The organism is Hyalangium versicolor, assembly GCF_020103695.1.
Classification (GTDB): domain Bacteria; phylum Myxococcota; class Myxococcia; order Myxococcales; family Myxococcaceae; genus Hyalangium; species Hyalangium versicolor.
Map to the genome: position 1 here is coordinate 1 of NZ_JAHXBF010000004.1, position 20,795 is coordinate 20,795.

At 65.6% G+C, this 20,795-nt stretch carries 18 protein-coding genes; 9 read left to right on the top strand and 9 right to left on the bottom strand.

What is annotated here, in order from left to right; all coding sequences use genetic code 11:
• The first annotated feature begins 333 nt into the window (after positions 1 to 333).
• Entirely contained in the window at positions 334 to 3,273 is a 2,940-nt protein-coding gene (locus tag KY501_RS09375) for a HEAT repeat domain-containing protein (RefSeq protein ID WP_224362349.1), read from the top strand.
• A gap of 296 nt (positions 3,274 to 3,569) precedes the next feature.
• A complete protein-coding gene (locus KY501_RS09380) occupies positions 3,570 to 5,018 on the top strand; it encodes a serine/threonine-protein kinase (protein WP_224362350.1) in 1,449 nt (482 codons plus the stop codon).
• Between the two features lie 32 nt (positions 5,019 to 5,050).
• On the opposite strand, the gene KY501_RS09385 is transcribed toward KY501_RS09380, so the two are convergent.
• Positions 5,051 to 5,914 carry an alpha/beta fold hydrolase gene (locus KY501_RS09385; RefSeq protein ID WP_224362351.1) on the bottom strand — a complete coding sequence of 288 codons (864 nt, stop codon included), beginning with the start codon at positions 5,912 to 5,914 and terminating at the stop codon, positions 5,051 to 5,053.
• A 31-nt stretch (positions 5,915 to 5,945) separates the two neighbouring features.
• Here KY501_RS09385 and KY501_RS09390 point away from each other — a divergent pair, with 31 nt between their 5' ends.
• Positions 5,946 to 6,374, top strand: a complete 429-nt coding sequence (locus KY501_RS09390; protein WP_224362352.1) for a winged helix-turn-helix transcriptional regulator — start codon at positions 5,946 to 5,948, stop codon at positions 6,372 to 6,374.
• Positions 6,375 to 6,419: 45 nt separating this feature from the next.
• On the opposite strand, the gene KY501_RS09395 is transcribed toward KY501_RS09390, so the two are convergent.
• Both KY501_RS09395 and KY501_RS09400 read right to left on the bottom strand, forming a co-directional pair.
• Positions 6,420 to 6,908, bottom strand: coding sequence for a hypothetical protein (locus tag KY501_RS09395; RefSeq protein ID WP_224362353.1), 489 nt, complete (start codon positions 6,906 to 6,908; stop codon positions 6,420 to 6,422).
• A gap of 114 nt (positions 6,909 to 7,022) precedes the next feature.
• Positions 7,023 to 8,087, bottom strand: coding sequence for an Ig-like domain-containing protein (locus KY501_RS09400; protein ID WP_224362354.1), 1,065 nt, complete (start codon positions 8,085 to 8,087; stop codon positions 7,023 to 7,025).
• Positions 8,088 to 8,395: 308 nt separating this feature from the next.
• Between KY501_RS09400 and KY501_RS09405 the strand changes: the two genes are divergently transcribed.
• The gene (locus tag KY501_RS09405; protein ID WP_224362355.1) at positions 8,396 to 8,887 is read left to right on the top strand and encodes a hypothetical protein; all 492 of its coding nucleotides are present in this window, start codon (positions 8,396 to 8,398) and stop codon (positions 8,885 to 8,887) included.
• Between the two features lie 74 nt (positions 8,888 to 8,961).
• Here KY501_RS09405 and KY501_RS09410 read toward each other — a convergent pair whose 3' ends face one another.
• Both KY501_RS09410 and KY501_RS09415 read right to left on the bottom strand, forming a co-directional pair.
• Positions 8,962 to 9,723, bottom strand: coding sequence for a tetratricopeptide repeat protein (locus KY501_RS09410; RefSeq protein WP_224362356.1), 762 nt, complete (start codon positions 9,721 to 9,723; stop codon positions 8,962 to 8,964).
• A gap of 54 nt (positions 9,724 to 9,777) precedes the next feature.
• Entirely contained in the window at positions 9,778 to 11,379 is a 1,602-nt protein-coding gene (locus KY501_RS09415; RefSeq protein ID WP_224362357.1) for a serine/threonine-protein kinase, read from the bottom strand.
• 371 nt (positions 11,380 to 11,750) lie between these two features.
• On the opposite strand from KY501_RS09415, the gene KY501_RS09420 reads away from it, so the two are divergent.
• On the top strand, positions 11,751 to 13,154 hold the full coding sequence (locus KY501_RS09420; RefSeq protein ID WP_224362358.1) for an amidohydrolase family protein: 1,404 nt from the start codon (positions 11,751 to 11,753) through the stop codon (positions 13,152 to 13,154).
• A gap of 41 nt (positions 13,155 to 13,195) precedes the next feature.
• On the opposite strand, the gene KY501_RS09425 is transcribed toward KY501_RS09420, so the two are convergent.
• Entirely contained in the window at positions 13,196 to 13,804 is a 609-nt protein-coding gene (locus KY501_RS09425) for a TetR/AcrR family transcriptional regulator (protein WP_309242955.1), read from the bottom strand.
• Positions 13,805 to 14,043: 239 nt separating this feature from the next.
• Between KY501_RS09425 and KY501_RS09430 the strand changes: the two genes are divergently transcribed.
• The gene (locus KY501_RS09430; protein ID WP_224362360.1) at positions 14,044 to 14,715 is read left to right on the top strand and encodes a dihydrofolate reductase family protein; all 672 of its coding nucleotides are present in this window, start codon (positions 14,044 to 14,046) and stop codon (positions 14,713 to 14,715) included.
• Between the two features lie 141 nt (positions 14,716 to 14,856).
• On the top strand, positions 14,857 to 15,342 hold the full coding sequence (locus tag KY501_RS09435; RefSeq protein WP_224362361.1) for a hypothetical protein: 486 nt from the start codon (positions 14,857 to 14,859) through the stop codon (positions 15,340 to 15,342).
• Between the two features lie 49 nt (positions 15,343 to 15,391).
• On the opposite strand, the gene KY501_RS09440 is transcribed toward KY501_RS09435, so the two are convergent.
• Together KY501_RS09440 and KY501_RS09445 are read right to left on the bottom strand one after the other, a co-directional pair.
• Complete coding sequence (locus KY501_RS09440) at positions 15,392 to 15,808, bottom strand: hypothetical protein (protein WP_224362362.1); 417 nt, start codon at positions 15,806 to 15,808, stop codon at positions 15,392 to 15,394.
• The gene (locus KY501_RS09445; RefSeq protein WP_224362363.1) at positions 15,805 to 16,344 is read right to left on the bottom strand and encodes a hypothetical protein; all 540 of its coding nucleotides are present in this window, start codon (positions 16,342 to 16,344) and stop codon (positions 15,805 to 15,807) included. The genes KY501_RS09440 and KY501_RS09445 overlap by 4 nt, the downstream gene beginning before the upstream one ends.
• A gap of 332 nt (positions 16,345 to 16,676) precedes the next feature.
• Here KY501_RS09445 and KY501_RS09450 point away from each other — a divergent pair, with 332 nt between their 5' ends.
• On the top strand, positions 16,677 to 16,928 hold the full coding sequence (locus KY501_RS09450; RefSeq protein ID WP_224362364.1) for a hypothetical protein: 252 nt from the start codon (positions 16,677 to 16,679) through the stop codon (positions 16,926 to 16,928).
• 234 nt (positions 16,929 to 17,162) lie between these two features.
• The gene (locus tag KY501_RS09455) at positions 17,163 to 19,121 is read left to right on the top strand and encodes a DUF6055 domain-containing protein (RefSeq protein WP_224362365.1); all 1,959 of its coding nucleotides are present in this window, start codon (positions 17,163 to 17,165) and stop codon (positions 19,119 to 19,121) included.
• A gap of 87 nt (positions 19,122 to 19,208) precedes the next feature.
• On the opposite strand, the gene KY501_RS09460 is transcribed toward KY501_RS09455, so the two are convergent.
• Entirely contained in the window at positions 19,209 to 20,786 is a 1,578-nt protein-coding gene (locus KY501_RS09460) for a DUF1501 domain-containing protein (RefSeq protein WP_224362366.1), read from the bottom strand.
• Between the last annotated feature and the right edge of the window lie 9 nt (positions 20,787 to 20,795).

Sequence of the window (20,795 nt, forward strand, 5' to 3'; positions counted from 1 at the left end):
CAATAGGCGTCGACGTCAGCCGCGAGCAGATGGCCGCCCTTCACCTTGAGCGCTCCAACTTCCATGGTGAGTGGAATTACACCCTCCGGCCAAACTGAAACTTTATTTCTGCGCGGCTCCTAAGTGTGGCGTAGGTCGTGCCAACCGATCCGCGCTTTCTCGCGGCTGAGGCCCGCACGGTTGAGGGCGCGGCAAAGCGGCTGCTTCATCCGTTCATCCCGCTCCCCGAGGATGGCGACGCGCCGGTCAACTCCCCTGAGCCTCCTCAGCCCCGCGCCGCTTCGTCTAGAATGGTGCGCGCCTACGCTCCATCCGCAGACAAGGAAGGCTTCCATGGACTTGAAGGCTGCGCTTCAGTTGCCCTTGGAGCAGGTCAGCCGCCATGCCGCGGTCTGCTTGCCGGTGCTCGCGCACGCGATCTTCGAAGGTCCGGAACCTGAACGTTCCGCTGCGGCGGAGTTGCTGCTGCGTGCTCCCCCTCTGGAGTCTTTCTATCATCGCTTCCATTTTCAAGTGCGGTCCCCGCTCGCCCCATTGGACCGTTTCGATGCGTTGCTCGACAGCCCGGACATGTCCTTGAAGGTCGTCGCGGTGGCCTTGCTGAGCTGGTTGGAGCGTCCATCGAACCACCGCCACATGGATCAACGGGCCATCCTCTATCAAGGGCTTCTCCATGAGCGTGCGCTGCTTCGAGGGGCGAGCGCGGCCCTTCTCTACCGGAGCTTCGACTTCAAGCGCGATGCACCAGCCACCCTGCCACTCCTCGGCTCGGAGCGAGCAGAGGTTCGAGAGGCCGCGCTCATGGCACTCCCCTTTGAGGCTACCGGGTACCTCAAGCCCGAAGAAAAGGCCGTATTGTCAGCGGCCTTTCAAGAGCGGCTATCGGACGCCTCCAAGCCCGTGCAGTATGCGGCCGCCAAGAAACTCACCCCTTTTGAGCCCTACCGCCCGGGAACAGCCGGGCCCGAGGCATCCCGGGTCTGGGAGCTCACCGTCGACGAGCTGCTGTCCAGCCCCGACGAGGACGCACGCTCGGATGCAGCCGACCGCCTCATCGTCCGCTGGGAGCCCGCCAAGGCCATCGGCCCGCTTGCCCGCGCGGTGAACGAACGGCTCATCCGGGAGTGGCCTCGCGCTCAAGTGACAGAGGCCCTCGCCCGCTTCGTGAGCCAGGACGCGGAGTTGCGCCAGATCTTTGTTGAGCTGCTGCGGGATTCCTCGGTGTGGGTCGCTCTCGCCGCTGCACGGTCGCTCTTTGGCACACCCGGCCAGATGGAGATCGTCACCGGCTGGGTCCTCGAAGTGCTTCGGAGCCCCGAGTCCTCGGCTGAGCTCCGCCAAGGCGCGGTCCGCCTCTTCGAGAACCCTTACGGGAAGCAATCGTTTCCCGCCGAGGTCCTCGAGGTGCTCTTCGTGGCACTCCGGGATCCTTCCCGCGAGGTGATCCAGGAAGCCGTGACAGGCCTGCTTCACTATCAAGGTCCGGAGGAAGGCCTGGACTCCCGGCTCCTGGCTTCGCTCGAGTCTCCCGAGCTGCCGGAGCTGGGACGGATGGGCGCGGCCCTGGTCCTGGGAAAGCGGGGCCACCGCCAAGCCATCCCCCACCTGATCCGCGTGTTGGAGCGAGCGGATGACGCCTTTGCCGAACGTCACCTCAAGATCGGGAGCGGTTGCTTTGGGGGAGTGCATGAGCCCGGGCCGGAGATGAAGTGCACCGCGGCGGACATCCTGGGCGAGTTCGGGCCTCTGGCGATCGAGGCGGTGCCCATCCTGCTCAAGAACCTGGGCGAGACCTCATCGTACCCCCTTCAACTCGCCACGAGCCGGGCGCTGGTGGACCTCGGAGCGACCGAGGAGATGCTTCCTATTCTCGGCCGCTTCAAAATACGAGGAGAGGCGGGAAGCACCACGCACATCTACAGCCTGGGGAATGGCTCTGGGCGAGTGGCTCTGCCCCGCTTGCTGGAAGCACTCGAAGATTCACGGTTGCTTGTGCGGCAACGCGCCCTGGAGTCCCTCCTCCAGAAGCACTTCGACTCGGACGAAGAACGCGTGGACGCCCTGATCACCGTGCTCAAGAACTCCGCGAGCGAGGTGGTCCAGGGCGCGGCGGAGGCGCTCACCCGGTACGAGGATCAGTGGCACCCGCCCCGTCTCGTCCCTCGGCTCCTGGAAGTCTGGGCGGACCCGACGCTCTCGGAGCAGACCCGCTTTGCCTTGACGATCGTGCTGGGCAGCAGGCTCGAGCGCGTGGCGCTGCCGCAGCTGATTCGCCTGCTGGGCCATGAGGGACCGCACCTGCCCTGGGGGGACCATGCGAGCCCACCCTGGGGTGCGAACAACGAGTATGTCTGGTTGAAGGGCCCCGACATCCGATGTGCCGCAGCCGCCATCCTCGGGGCCTTTGGTCCCCTGGCGTTCGAGGGCGTGCCTGCCCTGATCAAGACGCTGCTCAGCGGACAGCCTCCGTTGATCCATGCCTCGGTGAAAGCCCTGCAGCAGATCCTCCTCAAACGGGACCTGAAGCTCGCCGTCGAGCCCATCCTGGAAAGAGTCGAGACCGAGGAGGCGCGGCAAACCCTGAGGTCTGCGCTGGAGCGCGAGCCTGACCGTGAAACCCACTGGTGGGTTCAGGAGGCGCTGGGGGACCCCCGAGAGCCCGTGCGTCACAAGGCGATTGATTTCCTCTTCCGCTACGAGTCGATCTCGGAGACGAACCTGAAGCTGTTGATGAAGACGCTCAGCGACGCCTCCAGCGACCTGGTCCAGGATGCGGCCATCCTCATGACGACGCGGAAGATCGATCCAAAGTTCTTCGACACAGCCGGGCTGGTCGAGATCCTCAAGGCCCCGACGACGCCGGAGATGGGGCGGTTCGGCGCGGCGCTGGTGCTGGGGAGCCGAGGCGCTCCAATCGTCATCCCCTCTCTGGTGCGTCTGATCGAGCAGGACGAGGCTCACCTCCTCCCCGTCACCATCCGGCTGCCCAAAGCCTTCCAGTCGCGCATCGTGGAAGGGCCTGCCATCAAATGCCTCGCCGTGGAGGTGCTCTCGAAGTTCGGACGCGCTGCGATGGAGCATGTCCCTACCCTGGTGGCCCACCTCTCGAGCGGCTCACTCCCAGTCCAGGTCTACGTGATTGCCGCGCTGTTCAGGCTGGGCGGGAGTGACTTGCTCGGGCCTCCGCTCGATGCGTTGCTCAAGGCGACTCCAGATGAGGCGCTTCGGGCCTCCCTGAAGGCGTATGTGCAAGACCTTCTTCGGCCGCAGTGAGTCGAGGCGACCTGGCCATCTCTCGGGACTGCTCATAGAGGGCGTAGGCTCGCTCCCGGGCGCCGGAGGAGTTGCTAGAACTCACGGGGGTGCGAAACCTCGGCAGGAGTGCGCGACCGCTTCTCCAGGTACCCTGGCGCAGCCCGGGGAGCGTGCGTCATCTTGAGACGCCGCCTCGCACAGGAGTTCCCCTGTTGAGGGGACACACGGCTTCGGAGGTCTTCACCGCTCCCTTCCCGGGGAGCAGGCTGCGCGGATATGAGGGAGCATCTCCCTCTGCCGCACGAGGCCCCACCATGGAGCGCCATTCCATCCCTGAGCTGCACCCGGGCCTGCTTCCGGCCGGCACCGTGGTGGGGCGCTGGCGCCTGGTCACCTGGGCGGGGCGGGGCGTCTACGGGGCCGTCTACCGCGCTGTCCCCCTCGGCCAGGAGCAGGCACCTGCCGTGGCGCTCAAGCTGGCCCTACACCCGGCAGATCCCCGCTTCGTGCGCGAAGTGGAGCTGCTCTCTCGCATGAGCCACCCCAGCATCCCGCGTCTGTGGGACTCGGGTGCGTGGCAGACGCCAAGCGGCACGCCCCATCCCTTCCTGGCGATGGACTGGGTGGACGGGGCGCCCCTTTACGACCAGGCCTTGTATCCGCGCTGGTCGCCGCAGGTGGTGGGGATGCTGGCCCAGTTGGCTCGCGCGCTTCAGGAGTTGCACGCCGCAGGTGCCGTCCACCGGGATGTGAAGGGAGGAAACATCCTGGTGCGCTACGCAGATGGGCGCGCGCTGCTCACCGACTTCGGCGCGTGCTACTACCCGGGTGCCGCCACCCTGACTCCTCCCGGAAGGCACCCTGGCACTCCCGCCTACCGCTCTCCCGAGTCCTGGTTCCTGGAGCTGAACCGCGAGCCCTCGGTGCACCACCGCGCGCAACCGGCCGATGACCTCTTTGCCCTGGGTGTCACGATGTGCCGGCTTCTCACTGGTGAGTACCCGGAGTTGGGAGAGCCACGGAGGGATGAGCGCGGGCTGTGGCGCGTGGATTCAGTGATTCCTCCTCCCGCACTGCTGAGTGATGCGCGGATTCAGCCTTGGCTGCGCGGGTTGACCCTGCGTCTGCTCTCAATGCGCCCCGAGGAACGCGGCACGGCGGAACAGTTGGCCGAAGCGTTGGAGCAAAATGCGGCGCCTGGCATCGATGACACGCGTGCTCCTCGAGCGATCCCAGCCAACAACCCGTCACGACGTCCCGAGGAGCCGGCTGCGTCCGCGTCCGTGACCTTTGCGAGCGCACGAAGCTGGCAGCCCTGGCTCGTCCTGGCGGCGACAGTCCTGACCATGGCCATGGGAGCATGGTGGATAGAAGCCAATCAGACTGAGGAGACTCCCCCGCTCGCACAAGCCGAGCGCGTGGCATCGGACCGCTCGGACGCGGGCACGGCAGGGCTCGGTGACGCAGCCGCGTCCACGTCTCCGAGCGACTCCGCCAGATTCCCAGCGCCGAAGGGGATGGCGGAAGAAACGCTGCCCGCGCCGCTACCGGAGCAGACACGACCCGATTCCAAGGGGCGCTGCCCCAACAAGAAGCAGGTAGCAATCAACGGAGGCTGCTGGGTAGAGATGTCTCTGGACCGGGAGATCTGCGAGGCTGTGACGCTCAGCGGCTACGTGGGCAGAATGTTCAAGAACAAATGCTACATGCCGGTCCTGAAGCCCGGACGACAACCCAATTCCAGCCCCACGGATACACCGTGAAGTGCGGTCCGTAAGCATCGAGCGGAGACAGCTCAGAAGGCAGGGCTTTCCCCAAGGAACGGCCTGAGTTCCGCCAGGAGCGCGTCGGGAGCGTCAGCGGGGATGATGTGGCCGCAGCGCTCCAGGATGGCTCCGCGCAGGTTGGGCGCAACCGCGAGGAGTTGGCGGTACAGCGCATCTCCGACGACGTTGCCGCCCAGAGCGAGGACAGGCAACCGGAGCGGCCCCTGGGCCACGGCCTCAGCGACGAGCGCTGCGTTGGCCGTCATCGCGCGGTAGTGCTGGAAGCCGCAGTGCAGCGTGCGGGGGTCCTCATAGGAGGCAACGAACGCGTCGCGCAGCGGCTTTGGCACACCGGCACGCTCGTAGGTCCCGGCCCGCAGGAACCAGTCGATGTATGCACCCACGTTCCCTGCCAGAACGGTCTCGGGCAGACCGGGGACGGCATGGAAGCCGAACCACCACGGCGGCCCGTTGGCGAGGAATCGCTCGGCGCCAGGCAGGCGGCCTATCAGCGACTCCATCACCACCAGGCGCTCCACGCGGTCGCGGTGGCGCGCGGCGGTCATGAATGCGATCGGTGCGCCGAGGTCGATGCCGACGACCGCAGCCCGTTCGACTCCAAGCGCATCGAGCAGCGCGGCGACGTCATCGGCCAGCGTATGTAGATCATAACCCTCTTCGGGCTTGTCGCTGGCGCCCAGGCCGCGCAGGTCCGGAGCAATCACGCGATGAGTGGTGGCCAGTGCTGGGAGCACAGGACGCCACACCTCCCACGTATGAGGCCAACCGTGCAGCAGCAGCACGGCCGGGCCATCGCCGGCGGTGGCGACGTTGACGGAGATAGCGTTGGCGGAGACGCGGCGGATGTCGAGCGGGGGCTCGGGGGCGCTCATGAACCCTCCTCCCTGGGTTACCATCGGGTGCATGGTCACCGTAAGAAACCGCCCTCCCCGCCACAAGACGGCACCTCCAGGTAACGCCCCCGTCCGGCGCGGCGACCTGTTCAGCCCCGCGTGCCCGACGCGGCGCCTGCTGGATCGCATCGGCACCAAGTGGACCTCAATGCTCGTCCGCACCCTGGCGGACGCGGGAGGCGAAGTGCGCTTCGCCGAGCTGCAGCGCCGCGCACGGGGCATCTCGCGCAAGATGCTGGCCCAGACGCTGCGAGAGCTCGAGTACGACGGCCTCGTCGCCCGGCGCGTCGAGCCGACCATCCCACCGGCGGTACACTACTCGCTCACCGAATTGGGCCGCACGCTCGTCGAGCCCCTGGATGCCCTGCGAGAGTGGGCTGAGACGCACATGGCGACCATCGACGAGCACCGCAAGCGAGTCGGGGCACAGCTCGTCTGAAACCTCTGCCCCACATGAAGCCAGTAGAACCCAGCTGGCCAGGGCTTATTCAGGGCAATTCTCGACATACACACTGAGGATGACTGACGAGACGTGAAAGAACTCGTCCCAAGCCAGGTACTGCACGTAATACAAGCCATTGATGGACGTGCTGGGGCCCGGGCCGAAGTCATCCGGGTCGATGCAGCCTGCAATCCCATCCCCATCATCGTCGCCCGAATTGTACACGTGCATCTCCAGCGGCTGGCCGCAGGCGTCCTTGGCGGTAGCATCGGGGGCCTTCCACGCCGCGTTGCATTCGAGGAAGATGTCGATGCCACTGTCGCTGATGCTGAGGGTGGGGGGCGGACTGTCTTCGGTCAACGTGCAGGGCACGTCGTCCTCCGTGGGCTGCTCCTGAACGGGGGCGGGAGTTATGCCCTCAATCGGCTTCGTCTCCGTCCCACAAGCGCTGACGGTGAGGGCCAGCACCATCGTGGGCCAGAGAATCAAGGAGCGGAGAAGCTGCTGCGAAGTGAGCGGGACACGCTTCATGAGGGGTGCCTCCAAGTGCATGTGTCATCTCACATGCATCCGTTGACGGGAGGCCACCATGGCCTCCTGGACTCAGCATTTGATGGGGATAGGAAATAAACGCTGTGAGCAGCTTCACGTACCCGGTGTGAAGCCGCTCACAACGGATCGGCTTTCTTGCTCAATGTCTCGAGGAACCTGACGCGAGCGTCGCCGCAGCAGGCCTATCAGGGGCAAGAGTGCCCAAGGCCAGACCGCCAGCCCTGAAGCGGAGCTGGCAGCACAGCCCATGTCGTAAGCGCCGCGCCTGGCGGTAGAGAAAGGAATTTCGGAGGAGAGGGAACTAGTGTTGCCTGCCATGTCGGTGGCGGTGGCCGAGATGCGGTGCTCTCCCCAAGTCAGCACAAAGGAGGGGGCCGCTTTCCAGACGCCTTGATCATCCGCAGGTAGCGCGGAGCCGACCTCGGAGCCATCGATGAAGAGGGTCACCTTCGCGCCGGGCTCGGTCGTGCCAGAGAAGGTAGGGCTCGCCGTGAAGAATGTCTCGCCGGGTGCAGGCATCTGGAGAGCAGGAGGAGCGGGAGGCTTTTTATCCGTATCAATGATCCAGGTGTGGCTGACCCAGGGGCTCGTGTTCCCCGCCTCGTCCCGGGCCCGGACTTGGAAGGTGTGCCGTCCCAAGCCGAGCAAGGGGTACATCTGAGGCGGTGAGCAAGCTTGGATGGGACGGTCATCCAGGATGCATTCGAACGCGCCCTGCGCCTCATTGGAAACAAAGTAGAAGAAGGCCAGAGTCTGCCTGCTCAGCTCATCGGGCGCTGCGATGATGCTCGCCACCGGAGCCTTCAAGTCGATGCTCCAAGAGTAGCGCGTCTGGACAGCAGCCACGTTTCCCGCCTCATCGCGAGCCCGGACCTCGAAGTAGTAAGTGCCCTCGACGAGGTCAGGGTATTCCTTGGGCGAGGTACAGGGGCTGAATAATTCCTTCCTCGACAGACGGCACTCGAAGGTGACGCCTGGCTCGCTGGTAAACTCAAAGATCGCCGTGCGCTCGCTGGAAGATTTGTGTGGAGCTACTGTAATCTGTGTCTCTGGAGCCATCTGACCGCTTCCCTCACAGGCAGCGGAGGCGAGTGCTGGAGCGCGTACCCACAGCAAACACAGAAGCAACGCGGGTCGCTGAAGTTCGAGGAACGTCATGGCGTTGGGAATTCTCCGAGTGGGAACAGGGGCCTGCCAGGTCTCATTCTTCCCATCCTCCTACGCGTATCTGTGAACGCCTTCACTCCTCCGCTGTGAAGCGGGCACTGGACTCACGGGGTTGAGCGCTGAGGGAAGCCCAGGGACACGAGCATAGCATTCGCAATGAAAGGCTTCACTCATAGTGTGTGAAGCCTTTCACAGAGACTCTCCGTCACATTCGTCAGGATGCTTCACCAAGGGAGCCATGGTGGCTTCCTGGTGAACGGATACACGTCCGATTTCACTCACCCTTGGAGACAGCACTGATGAGTTTCACTTTTGACATGCAGCGTCCCTGCCGCTCCCTGATTCTCTTGCCGCTGGCGGTGCTCGCCCTCGCCGGCAGCGCTTGTGGGGTCGACTCGGCTCCGCAGGAACTCGGCACTCAGACGTCCGTGCAGGTGCACGCTCTGGACAACGAGCCGTGCACGGTGACCGAGAACAGTCCGCCCCCCACCCTCCAGTTCAGCAGCCCCGGCTCTGGCAATGTCATCGTCCTCCAGTGCGGTGACGCCTGGGAGGCCCCCGTGCTCACCGCCACGGACGCCTGCGGCCAGCCGCTGCAGGTGCACCAGTACAATACGGGAGACGATGATGGGGATGGGATTCCGGGCGACATCGACCCGGATGACTTCGGCCCTGGTCCCAATCCGAACGTGAACGCCTTGTATTACGTGCAGTACCTGGCCTGGGACGAATTCTTTCACGTCTCGTCAGTCATCCTCGATGTACATGTCGTGAATTGCCCGGAGGAGTAGCGCTTCTCGTCGGCCACGGCGGGAATCGCCCTCACAGGGTCGATTCCCGCCGTCTCCGAAGCGCTGAAGCGCGATCACCGCAGGCGCAGGTCGAAGCCGACTCCCGCCTGGACCGTCACCGCGAAAGGGTAGCGATCATCCCGGCCGAGGAAGAAGTAGTCGGCCCCGGCCTCCACCAGGCCCACCATGCCTCCCGGCAGGGCGGCACGCGCCCCTACCACGGGCCCCGCGCTATAGCTCTCGAGTCCTGGCATCAGGCCGGCCCGGAGGCCCAGGAACGGCCTCCAGGCTCCATGGCCTGGCAACCACCCCGCCTGGAGGTGGAAGACGGGCGGCTTGCCCAGCAGCACGCGGAGGCTCCCTTCCAGAGACTCGCGCCGGAGGCTGGCGCCCGCGCCCAGGGTCCCGGTGCGATTCACGGCATCGAAGAGGCCGAACGCCTCGGGCCTCAAGAAAAGGTGAGGGGCGGGCGGGACCCTGCGAAGCGCCTCCTCCCGCTCCTTGAGGAGTTGCGCCTCGCGTGCCGCGAATTCCCGCTCGGAGATCACCTGCTGGCGGATGGCCTCGGACAGCGCCACCAGCTCAGGAGGGAAGCGCACGGGATCCAGCTGCTGCTCGGGATACTCGCGCGCGAGCAGCTCCAGCTGCTTCCGGGCTTCTTCCGCCTGCCCCAGGGCGTGCAGCGAGGCGGCCAGGTAGACGCGCGCGAGCGCTCGCTCCGCGGAGGGAGGCTGGGCATCGGCCAGTTGCTCATGAAGCAGCTGGACGGCGGCCTCGTACTCGCCGTTCTCATAGAGCTGGACGCCTGCGCCCTGAGCCCAAGCCGCCCCGGACATGAGCAGTAGGACGCTCAATAAGAACACGGCGGGACGGGGATTCATGGAGCAGACCTAGGGCGTGAGGCTGAGGTCCGCTTTATGCGTCAAGGTGCCCCCGGGAGGAATGACGAGCTTCTGCTGATAGGGCGCAAGGGCTGGGTTTCGGAGTTCGACTTCATGCGCTCCTGCGCTCAGGGTGTAGCTATGTGTGGGAGGCACACGGCCGAGTTTCTGCCCATCGATCCAGACATCCGCCCAGGCGCCTTTCACCAGGATGTGGAGGGTGCCCGTCGCTGCTGGCACCGGGGCCTGCTCGGGTGGAGAAGAAGAAGGCTGGACGGACGCGATGGCGGGTGCCGAGGGCTGCGCGGGAGCGGGCGTCTTTTTCTGAGGAGCACGGGGTCCAGGCACGGGACGCTTGGCGGTCACTTTGGGCGGAGGAGCCAGGGCTAGAGGCTGAGCGGGTTCGGGAGTCGGCGTGGTGGGAGCCGGCTCGGGTGAAGGACGGCGTGCTTCCGGTTGAGCTGCTGGGGGGACTGGAACCGGAGAGGCAGCCGCGGTGGCGGCCGGCAAGGGGCTGGAAGCCATGCTCGCGAAAGTGCTGCGCGAGACCATGGCCCCGCCCAGCGCCAGCAGGAGGAGACTGCCCGCCACCGTGCCCCACTTCCAGCGCGAGCCTCGCACTGCTGGCGGCAGGGGCGCCCCTGCCTGGGGGCTGTCGGGCGTGGGCGTGGGCTGCATCGTCTCCGTGAGCGCTTGCGGCGAGACCGCAGCCGGCGGTGGCTTGAGCACGGGAATGGAGCGGGAAGTCCCCGCCACCGGAAGGCCCCCCGCTTCCTGAGACTGGAGCAGGGCTCGCAACCTGCGCCCGACCTCGGCGGCTGAGGCGGGCCGCTGTCGGGGCTCCTTGGCGAGCAATTGGAGGACGAGCGCGTCGACTTCAGCAGGCACCGCCACGGCCACGGAGGGCGCGGGCGCGGGTGTCTTCAGGTGGTGGGCGACCACCTCCATGTGGGTGCGGCCTGAGAAGGGCCGCCTTCCCGTGAGCAGCTCGAAGGCGATGACTCCCACTGCGTACAGGTCCGTCTGGGGCCCCACCTCTTCGCCGAGGGCCTGTTCCGGCGCCATGTATTGGGGCGTACCGACGATGACATCCGAGTAGGTCTGCGGCGTGGTGCCTTCGGGCGTGGCGCTGCGCTTGGCGAGTCCGAAGTCGAGCACCTTGATGTATTCGGCGCCGTTGGACTGCCGGACGACGAAGATGTTGCTGGGCTTGAGGTCCCGGTGGATGACGCCGGCGGCGTGCGCGGCCGACAGCGCATCGAGCACCTCGCACAGCAGCGCGAGGGACTCGGCGAGGGGCAGCGGGCCGCGCTCTTGGAGGACGTCACTGAGAGGGCGGCCCTCGAGGTACTCCATGACGAGGTACTGGCCGACGCCCGGCTGCTGGCCAAAGCCGAAAATGTCGATGATGCCGTGGTGATGGATGGCGCCGGCGGCGCGAGCCTCGGTCAACAGGTCGCGGGCGAGGGGGCCCTGACTCACCTCCTCGCGGATGAACTTGATGGCGACCTTACGGCCGATGGTGACGTGCTCACCCGCGTAGACGATGCCCATGCCGCCGCTGCCAATGAACCGGCGCACCACGTACTCCCCGAGCTGCTGGCCCAGCATCGGGTCAGACTTCTCGGCCGGTGGAGCAGGAGGGGAAGTCGCGGGAGTCACCCCGGGCAGGAGGGTTGCTGTCGGCTGGTCAGGCGCTACAGCAGGTGCGGCGGTTCCATCGCGGGGACACGCCGCGGCTCCAGGCGGTAGATCATGACCGCAAGTACTGCAGGAGCGGGAGCTGTAGACGGTCATGTGCGAGGAGCTCTCCCTCGCGCGTCATACCACGCCACCGGCCGTTGAAGAGAGCAGCCAGGCCCACAACTCCGTCCAGCAGCAGAAGGACCCAGGGCTCCGCTAGAGCGCAGTCCGATGCTGGATTTAGTATACGACGTACACTAAAATTCGATCCGTCCTGGCGTAGCTGCGAGGAGAACTGAATGAGCACCCGATGGCTGCTCCGTGGCGCCGAGGTGATCACGTGCGATCCCGACAGCGCCGACATGTCGCGCGCGGACGTCCTGATCGAGAACGGAGTCATCGTTGCCATAGGGCCACACCTTCGTGCGGACGATTGCCGGGTTCTCGAGCTCGACGGAAAGATCGTCATGCCCGGCTTCATCGACACGCACCGGCATACCTGGCAGACGCCGCTGCGCGCCCTGGGCGGGGACTGGACCGTGATGGACTACCTGGCAGCCGTGCGCGTGAAGCTCGCGCCGGCCTTCCGGCCCAACGACATCTACGCTGGGAACCTCGCGGGTGCTCTGGAGGCGCTGGACGCAGGCATCACGACCCTCGTCGACTACTCTCATTGTATCGAGTCACCCGAGCATGCCGAGGCCGCGCTGCAGGCGCTCGAGGACGCCGGGATTCGAGCGCTCTTCTCCTATGGCTATGCGGCGGGGCCCCAACAGAGTCCCGCCTTCCCTACCCTGGAGAGCCGGATCCAGGATGCTCGGCGCCTGCGGACCACACGCCTTGCCTCGGACGCTCGTCTTGTTCGAATGGGAATCGCCCTCACGGAGATGCAGATCCCCTGGGAGTCGAGCAGGGCTGAGATCCGCTCGGCCCGCGAGCTCAACGTGCCCCTCACCGCGCATTGCTCGGCCTGGCCAACAGCCGGACCGAGCGAGGTTCAGCGGATGGCAGCCGAGGGGTTGCTCGGGCCGGATGTCCTCTTCGTCCACTGCACGCGGAGCTCCGACGAGGATTTGAAGCGCATCGCCGACAGTGGGGGCTCGATCGCGGTGACCCCAGAGTCCGAGCTGCAGATGGGCATGGGCTTCCCTGTCACCGGGCGTGCGCTACGAAATCGTGTCCGGACCACGCTCGGCTGTGACGTCGTCTCGAGCAATGGCGGAGACTTGTTCACCGCCATGCGGCTTGCCCTGCAGGTCGAACGGGGCCAGGCGAACGCGCGTGCAGGGCTCCCCCGAGCCCTCGAGCTCAAGGCGGCGCAGCTCCTCCAGATGGTGACTCTCGACGCCGCGGAGGCGATCGGGCTGGGGCGCGTCACCGGCTCGCTCCGTCCAGGCAAGGATGCCGATCTGCTCGTGCTCTCCGCCGACGCGCTGAACATGACGCCGCTCAATCGTCCGCGCGACGCGGTCGTGATGCAGGCCCACGCGGGCAACGTCGAGTCCGTGATGGTTCGTGGCAGACTGCTGAAGCACCGCGGGGCACTGCTCGACGTGGACCTCCCCGCCGTCCGGCGAAAGGTGAGCGAGGCGCGGGATGCCGTGCTCGAGCGCGTGGGGGGCACAGCGATGCTCCTCCGGGACCGGGCGGAGCTCGACAAGCACTGGGACACCGGCGGTGGGCTCGCCAAAGGCGACATGTAACGGCGGCAAGGCTCACGCCTTGTGTGTCCGCTTGCCCGTCGTCACCTCCCGCGACTCGCCTCGATGCGCCGCTGGATTCCCTCGAGCATGAACTTCAGGCTGGCCTCGAACTCAGCCTCGATGCTCGTGGCCCGCATATGGGGCAGCGTGTGGGCAATGCCAGGGAATGCGCCAGGAGGCAGCGCCGCGGCCGCCTCGAAGAAGCGCTGAAAGAGAGCAGGGGCATCCGATCCGCGCGCGTCCCACTGCTCTTGTCTGCGGACCGCCCCGGCGAGCCAGGAGAAGAAGGTGTTGTGCAACGCACCGGCTTCCTTCCATGGCACACCGGCGTCGTGCAGCTTGCGAACTGTCCGGTCGAGGATGACCAGCGTGGCACCTGCGATGGGGCCCTCTTCCAGAAGGAAATCCATCACACCTCGGTTGGCCAGTCCGAGCACGCGCACCCGCCTGGCAAGCTCCCGGAGCCACGCCAGGGGTTCCAGGCGGTCCTCAGGCAGAGCAAGTGTCGCAAAGATCTCCTCGACGACCCGTAGCGCGAGCTCATCCCGGTTCGCGACGTGCTTGTACACGGCCATGGGGGTTGCCCCCAGTCGTTCGGCCAGGGACCGCATCGAGAGCGCTCGAAGCCCCTGCTCTCGAACGAGATCCACGGCGGTCGCCACGACCAGGGCGCGGGAGAGGCGCGGAGGGCGCCCACGTGCTTTGGGTGGCTTGCTCTCGTCGGAAAGCATGCGTGGGAGCATAGGCCGGGGAGGCCCCAGCATGACTACCGAACTCCCGGGAACGGGACCCTCTCATTGTTCCGGTGTGCACACCAACGCCGCCGACGCGCCACCCGCGCTCCACCACCCGGGCCGTTCGCCCTAGGCTCCAACAAGGAGAGTGACCCATGCGAAAGATTATCGTCGGCGCCATGGTTTCCATGGATGGCGTCATGCAAGCGCCCGGCGGGCCGACCGAGGATCCGACCAAGAGCTTCAAGTTCGGCGGATGGGTGATGCCCTATTTCGACCAAGAGTTTGGCGAGGAGCTCGACCGCGTCTTCAAGGAGAAATTCGACCTCCTGCTCGGCCGCAAGACCTACGAGATTTTCGCCGCTTACTGGCCCTACTACGACGAAGACGCTCCCCATGGCGGTATCGCCAAGCTGTTCAAGGGAATCAAAAAGTACGCGGTTTCGCGCTCAGGCGAGATCGATACGAGCTGGGCGGGCTCAGTACTCCTGCGCGACATCGCCGACGTGAAGCGCCTGAAGCAGGAAGACGGCCCGAACCTCGTCACCCAGGGCAGTACCGAACTCGTCCACGCACTGCTCGCCAATGACCTGGTCGACGCGATGAGCATCTTCACGGTGCCGGTCGTGCTTGGCGGCGGCAAAAAGCTGTTCGCCGACGGCTCGGCGCCGCATTCGTTCAAACTGACCCGTTCCCGCATCTCTCCGAACGGTCTGATCATCGGCCACTACGAGCGCGAGGGTGGGATCAAGATTGGCGACACCGCGCTCGATAAACCGAGCGTTCGCGAGGTCGCCCGCCGGGAGCGAATGAAGCGCGAGAACTAGAGATTCGCGGACGCCGCCGAAGAAGAAGAGCATGAAGGTCTGGGCGGCCCGAAGATGCCAAGACTGGACATCCTCGCTCAATTGCTCGTGATGGAGGACGCCGCGAGCGCATGGCCCTGGGATTCAGGCTATGAAGTGGCCATGAGTGCAAAGTCCCAGGTGCTTGGGTTGGCTGTGCTCCTCTTCGCCCCCACGGTTGCAGTCGCGAACAATTCAACGGTCGCAGCCCCGGGGGTGCTCCTCAGCGGCTCAATCCGGCCTGAAGGGTTCGTGCCGGCGCTGGGAGTGGAGGTGAGCGTCTACCAGATCATGCCAGAGTTCCGCACCGTGGGAGGCTTCGCCCAGTGGCAAACGGTGAAGTTCGACCACCACCGGTTCTGCGCCGGAGGGCAAGCCTCGTACCAGCTCGTCGGGATGGAGTTCGGAGCCACCTACGAAACGGAGGGCAAGCGCGGCGCGCCGACGACCAGCCTCCACTTCGCGCCCTATGTCACCTTGCTGGTCGCGTCCGCGAGCCTGCGTGTGGACATCCCCGTTCATGGAGGCCGTGAGGACAAGCCGAGCCATGGGTATGACGTGGGGCTCGTGCTGACGTTCAAGTATCCCGTGGAGGCCAAGAACTACTGAGCCTCGACATCGGCGGGTAGGGGCTCGAGGGAAGTTGGGTGGCGGGGTGTCACGCGCTGCCGACCAGGAAGGTCACCAGCGTCAGGATCAGCCCCACGGCGGTCAGCGCCAACCCGGTGATGGGGCGCCAACGGACGAGACTGGCTGGCGGCTCCTTCGCGCGGACCAGGGCCACGATGTTGACGATGAGCGAGGCGAGCTGCACCGCCACGCACATGGGGACGAGCGCGATAATGCCCAGCACGAGCCCCGCGGTCTGCAGGGCCGTGCCACTGCTGCGGCCTTGGTTCGTTTCGATGCGCTGGTGCCTCAGCTCCCAGCAGGCCGGGCACATGGGGCGAGCCTCGGGGCGTGTTCGGCGCTCGCAGCCAGGGCACATGAACGAGCCGCAGCGCGCGCACATCCAGCTCGCGGGAGTGTCCGGGTGACTGGCGCAGCAGGCGCCTTCGGGCAGCGCGTCGCTCATGCGCTCCGGGCCACCGCGTTGACCGCGGGAGGATTCAGCGCACCGGCGTTCAGGTGCTCCTGGAGCTGGAGCACGGCCTGCTCGCTGGGGAGCTTCAGGGTGATGCGCCCATCCTCGATGCGCAGCACGACCGGGCCCTTGTTGCGCACGAAGGCCAGGCCCGCGGCGATGGGCGACGCCACGGCCAGCAGCATCATCACCCCTCCGAGCGCACCGCTGCTGTCCATCGCGAAGACGCCGCCGAAGAGGAGCGCGAGGGCCAGCACGAAAGAGAGGCCGAAGTACACCCTCCCCATCCGCCAGCGCTGGTAGGCCTCTTCCGAGAAGGGCAGTTGGCCCTTGACTCGCCGCATGAGCACCTGCGCGACGATGGCCGCGATGATCACGTTGATGAGGACGAGCACGACAATCCAGCGCGGATACCAAGCGAACTTCACGGGCTTGAACTGGACGTTCTCCGTCTGACCCGTGACTACGCAGACGCGTGGAAGATCGAACTCGTTCAGCTCATCCGCGGGGAGGACGATTTGGGGCATGGCGCACACTTCTACCGTAGCTGGCGTGGCGCCCGCCAGACGGGGGCAGCACGTACTGGCAGGAGAATCGATGCCTCCACTGAGTAGCTCAGGCCTTGGAAAGTGACGGGTGTCGCGCTTGCTCCAGGAATATGCTGCGTGGATGCGCCGACCAGCCAACTTCCAGTTCTGGGGCAGAGGCGCTTGATCCCTCAAGGAGAGGGCCTGCCGGGCTCGGCCCGTCCAAACCTGTCCACCTGTCGGACAAGTTGGCTCCCGTCCCGCTGGAGGCGGGCCTCCCTGAGAGCAACGCACTTTGCGCCGAGATAGAATCTCGCTCCATGGAGTTGGTCATGACCCTCCTCGCTGTATTCTGGGTCTTCAGCACACCCCTGATGGTCCTGGCGGCCTTCGCCTTCGCCATGAGCGAGCTCGTGGACGAGCGGCGACATATCCTCCGGCGCATCGGGCTGCCGCTGGTGGCGGCCCTCTTCTGCGTTGCGCTGTGGGTAGGAAATCCCCTCCTCAACATGTTCACCTTCCAGGTCCCTGGTTCATCATCCACGAGGACTCCGTCGGCTTCAGCATCAAGAATGGCGTCGTGATCAACGCCTACATTCAAGTGAACTGAAGCCAGCGCTCGGCCAGGCGAATCTCAATCGAGACCTGTCCTCGTAGCGCGTCGACGCCAACGCACCATCTCCAGACATCTTCTGCCAGCCGAATTATCGCGTGTCCGCGAATTCAGACTGAGCAAGATTTACAACTCTTCATCGAATCGTAACGTTTCGATGTTATGGATGGTTCGCAGTGATGAACACGCCAGGAGCTGTCACACCATGATGAGTCCCAAGACACTGCACCTCCCTGGATTGCTGCTCGTGATGAGCGTCTTCGGAACGGGTTGCCTCCAAGAAGGAGAGTCAGCTGAAACAGTGGATGTCCCCAGCGAATGTCCCGGCGGCGACTGCTCCGGCGGCGGCAGCGAACCAGGCGGCGGCGACGAACCGGCCAGCAGCGACGAACCGGGAGGTGGCAGCAGTCCCATCGAGCCCTCCGCCGCGTGCGATTCCGGAACCACGACGACAACCTGGGCGACGAGCTGCCCGACCTCGCCGCCTGCTTGTACCGCAGGCACCTGGACCGCGGGTGGACCGGACCCGGACCACACGACCTTCAAGCTGATCGCCGAGTCCGCGCACTTCGCCATCTATTCGGACGAGACCGTCTCCAGCACCACGGCGCAGACCGCACTCGACACGCTCGAGAATACGGTCTGGAAGGTCTACTTCGGGTCGCCGATCTTCTTCAAAGAGCCGCTCTGCAACCAGACGAACAAGACCAAGGTCAGCGTCCATGTCCACTCCAACTGGGGCCTCTCCGGCGGCGCCTGGTCCTCGACACGAATGGGGATGTGGATCGGCCCCGGTGCACTCAGCGATCACTGGGGGCTCGGGCATGAGTTCATGCACGCCGTGCAAAGCGTGAGCGGCGGCATGTCGTGCAACCAGTCGAACACCTGCGGCTGGATCTACGAGAGCCACGCCAACTTCATGCCGCACCAGCTCCCCGAGTATCGCACCGAGGTGCACTGCTCGGAGATGTCCGTGAACGCGCCGCACGTCTATCTGGGCTCGACGCGCGATCGCTACTGCAATTGGCAGTTCATGGAGTTCCTGAAGGACAAGTACTGCTACAGCGCCGTCAACGAAATCTGGACGAGCACCCCGAGCAACGATCCCTTCTCGCAAATCATGAAGACGCGCGGCTGGAACATCAGCCAGATGAACGACTTCTTCGGCGAGTGGGCCATGCACAACGTGACCTGGGATTACAAGGATCCGCCTCCCACCTCCGGCGGCAACCAGGGCCCAACCTATCGCTCGAAGTACGCGTCGATCACGAACAAGTCGAGGCCGGAGCGGCGCGTCCGGCTGACCCAGCTCGAACCGCTGGATGCCAGCTACGCGACGAACCGGCGCTTCGTGACGCCGACTGGCTGGGCGCCACAGCGCTGGGGCTACAACATCGTGCGGCTCTACCCCGAAGCGGGCGCCACGAGTGTGACCGTGACCTTCCGCGGAGTGACCCAGACAGGGGCGGACTCCGATTGGCGCTGGGGTCTGGTCGCCACGGACAGCGCCATCACCACGCCCCGTTACAGCGCTCTGCAACGCGGCGCGAACGGTGAACTCAACTTCTGCGTCAATGCCGGCGAGGCACTGTTCCTGGTCGTGGTCGGAACGCCTTCGGTGCAGAAGCAGATCGTCTGGGACCAGATGTACAACACCGTCTACCGCTATCCTTGGATGGTGCAGCTCACGAGCGCCTGGCCTGAAGGGTTCGTCGGCGGCAAGCAGGATGCCTGTCCCTCGGGAACGCAGCGCCACTCGAACGGCGGAGGCTGCGTCACCAGCAGCGTCCCGTCGAGCGTGTACGTCGGCCCCTACGCTCAGGTGCTTGGCGGGAGCGTGAGTGGCTCGGCGCGCATCGAGGACCATGCGGTGGTCTTGGCGGGCACCGTCTCCGGCGGCACCGTCACCGGCCTCTCGGTGTTGACGAACGGCTTCAGTGTGAGCGGCTCGGCCAGGGTGGCCTCGACCTTCTATCCGCTCGGCTTCTACGAGGGACAGCAGGCGGCGTCGGGCACGGTCCAGCTCATCGGCGACATCGAATACCGGGGCGTCGGGCTGAACAAGTCCAGCGGGACCTACTTCGGCTTCGTCGATTCGAGCACCTCGCCCCCCTCGAACACGACGGACGTCACGATCGCGCCGCCCTACACCTGGCGGCCGTAGCTCTTCCGAGCGCCGAAGAGCGGCGGTTCACGACGGCTCATGGGGCCGTAGCGCAACGCCGCTCTCGCTCCTGCTCCCTCTGACTGGCTACGCCTTCCTGAGTCCCACGACTTCTCCGTAGCCACCGGGGATGAAGAACTGGTGCGTGTCCATCCCCATGATGCGCAGCGCCGTAGTCACCGCGTCCGCGGACCTGGGCACGCGCTTCGAGGATTGTCCTGTCTCCTCGATGATGTCCACTGGGACCCCAAGCCCACGCGTTGTGTATGAGCCCACCTGCCGATTCCCCGCCACGTTCCCGCCCGCGAAGCAGATCGAGGTGTAGGGGTGGTGATCATCCGGCAGGGAGTAGGTGTCATCGCTGTTGCGCGAGGCCCAGCTGCGGCCGAACTCGCTCATCACCAGCACGAGCGTGTCATCCAGCAGCGTCTTGCCCGGCTTGCCAGGTGCGGGCGAGGCCTTGAGCTCGCCCAAGAAGCGCGCGACGCAGTCCATCAGTCCGCGGCCGTGCGCGCAGCTGTAGGCATGACCAGAGCCGTTGTGCGTGTCGAAGTCCAGCTGCAGCGAGACGTGCACCGAGGTGCAGAGATCCGACTTGAGCAGGCGCAGCGCCAGGTCCATCCGCGGATCGAGCCCGGTGAGGTGAAAGTTCGCGTAGCCGAACGTGTACGTGAACGTCTCGTTCAGGTAGCTCGACAGGTACGAGGGGCGGTCCGTCTTCAACTTGTCGATGCCCTTGGTGCTCTCCAGCACGGACACCACATCCGTCGCGAGCACGCGCGAGACCGACGACAGCGAGCCGTGCAGTCCTTCGAGGTAGTTGTCCACCTTCGCCGTAGACCGGCCCAGCAGTTGCTGGGCGCGCGAGAGCGAGAAGCGCTCCACCGTGGTCGTCTTCAGGTTGCTCCCTGTCGGTTGACCGTGCGCATCCAGCTCGGGAGCCTCAGTGCGTGCATCGAGCCCAGTCCACCAGGCATTGTCCGAGGGCTTCGCGGAGAGCAGCGGCCGGAGCGCTTCGATGGACGGAACGCTCACGGGCGAGGCGTGTGAGGGCAGCCCCATCCCCACGGGTGTCCCACGCTCGCCGGTGACGACCACGAACGGCAGCGGCCGGCTCTCGCGATACTTCTCATACAGGTGGTTGGCGACGACCGAGTGCACGGCGGGCGCCCGGTAGTCCGCACCGGCGACACCGCACATCGCGGAGATGAACGCACTCGCGTGATCGTTGGTGCCCTGGTCGATGCCGTGCAACACGCTCAACTGATCATGCAGCGCGAAGTGCGTGAAGCCGTACATGAGCGGGCTGTAACTGCCGCGCGCGGCAGGGTCCGCGGGGTTCCATGACTGCCAGGTCCGCAGCGGCTTGTAGGGCCCATTCGCCGCCGCGAGGTTCACCACCTGGCTCGCTTCGAAGAAGGTGGGCTCGCTCGAATAGCCGCCGGGTTTTGGGATGCAGAGCGGAATCTCCGCGTCCTCCAGCGGGGTGAAGCAGTACGCGGGCCGGTAGCCCCCGGGGATGTAGAGCACCGCGAGCCGGGAGGGAACGTCGGTCTCCGCGGCATACGCGACGCTCGAGCCGAGCAGCCCGGCGCGTTCGAGGAGCGCGAACTGTCCCGCTCCGAGGGCCCACTTGAGCAACGTGCGGCGAGAGGTGTTCGTCATGGTGTCCTC

Excerpts from the sequence above, each read along its gene's own strand:
- KY501_RS09375 (WP_224362349.1), top strand. The coding sequence starts at position 334 with ATGGACTTGAAGGCTGCGCTTCAGTTGCCCTTGGAGCAGGTCAGCCGC.
- KY501_RS09380 (WP_224362350.1), top strand. The coding sequence starts at position 3,570 with ATGGAGCGCCATTCCATCCCTGAGCTGCACCCGGGCCTGCTTCCGGCC.
- KY501_RS09385 (WP_224362351.1), bottom strand. The coding sequence starts at position 5,914 with ATGAGCGCCCCCGAGCCCCCGCTCGACATCCGCCGCGTCTCCGCCAAC.
- KY501_RS09390 (WP_224362352.1), top strand. The coding sequence starts at position 5,946 with ATGGTCACCGTAAGAAACCGCCCTCCCCGCCACAAGACGGCACCTCCA.
- KY501_RS09395 (WP_224362353.1), bottom strand. The coding sequence starts at position 6,908 with ATGAAGCGTGTCCCGCTCACTTCGCAGCAGCTTCTCCGCTCCTTGATT.
- KY501_RS09400 (WP_224362354.1), bottom strand. The coding sequence starts at position 8,087 with ATGACGTTCCTCGAACTTCAGCGACCCGCGTTGCTTCTGTGTTTGCTG.
- KY501_RS09405 (WP_224362355.1), top strand. The coding sequence starts at position 8,396 with ATGAGTTTCACTTTTGACATGCAGCGTCCCTGCCGCTCCCTGATTCTC.
- KY501_RS09410 (WP_224362356.1), bottom strand. The coding sequence starts at position 9,723 with ATGTCCGGGGCGGCTTGGGCTCAGGGCGCAGGCGTCCAGCTCTATGAG.
- KY501_RS09415 (WP_224362357.1), bottom strand. The coding sequence starts at position 11,379 with ATGCTGGGCCAGCAGCTCGGGGAGTACGTGGTGCGCCGGTTCATTGGC.
- KY501_RS09420 (WP_224362358.1), top strand. The coding sequence starts at position 11,751 with ATGAGCACCCGATGGCTGCTCCGTGGCGCCGAGGTGATCACGTGCGAT.
- KY501_RS09430 (WP_224362360.1), top strand. The coding sequence starts at position 14,044 with ATGCGAAAGATTATCGTCGGCGCCATGGTTTCCATGGATGGCGTCATG.
- KY501_RS09435 (WP_224362361.1), top strand. The coding sequence starts at position 14,857 with ATGAGTGCAAAGTCCCAGGTGCTTGGGTTGGCTGTGCTCCTCTTCGCC.
- KY501_RS09440 (WP_224362362.1), bottom strand. The coding sequence starts at position 15,808 with ATGAGCGACGCGCTGCCCGAAGGCGCCTGCTGCGCCAGTCACCCGGAC.
- KY501_RS09445 (WP_224362363.1), bottom strand. The coding sequence starts at position 16,344 with ATGCCCCAAATCGTCCTCCCCGCGGATGAGCTGAACGAGTTCGATCTT.
- KY501_RS09450 (WP_224362364.1), top strand. The coding sequence starts at position 16,677 with ATGACCCTCCTCGCTGTATTCTGGGTCTTCAGCACACCCCTGATGGTC.
- KY501_RS09455 (WP_224362365.1), top strand. The coding sequence starts at position 17,163 with ATGATGAGTCCCAAGACACTGCACCTCCCTGGATTGCTGCTCGTGATG.
- KY501_RS09460 (WP_224362366.1), bottom strand. The coding sequence starts at position 20,786 with ATGACGAACACCTCTCGCCGCACGTTGCTCAAGTGGGCCCTCGGAGCG.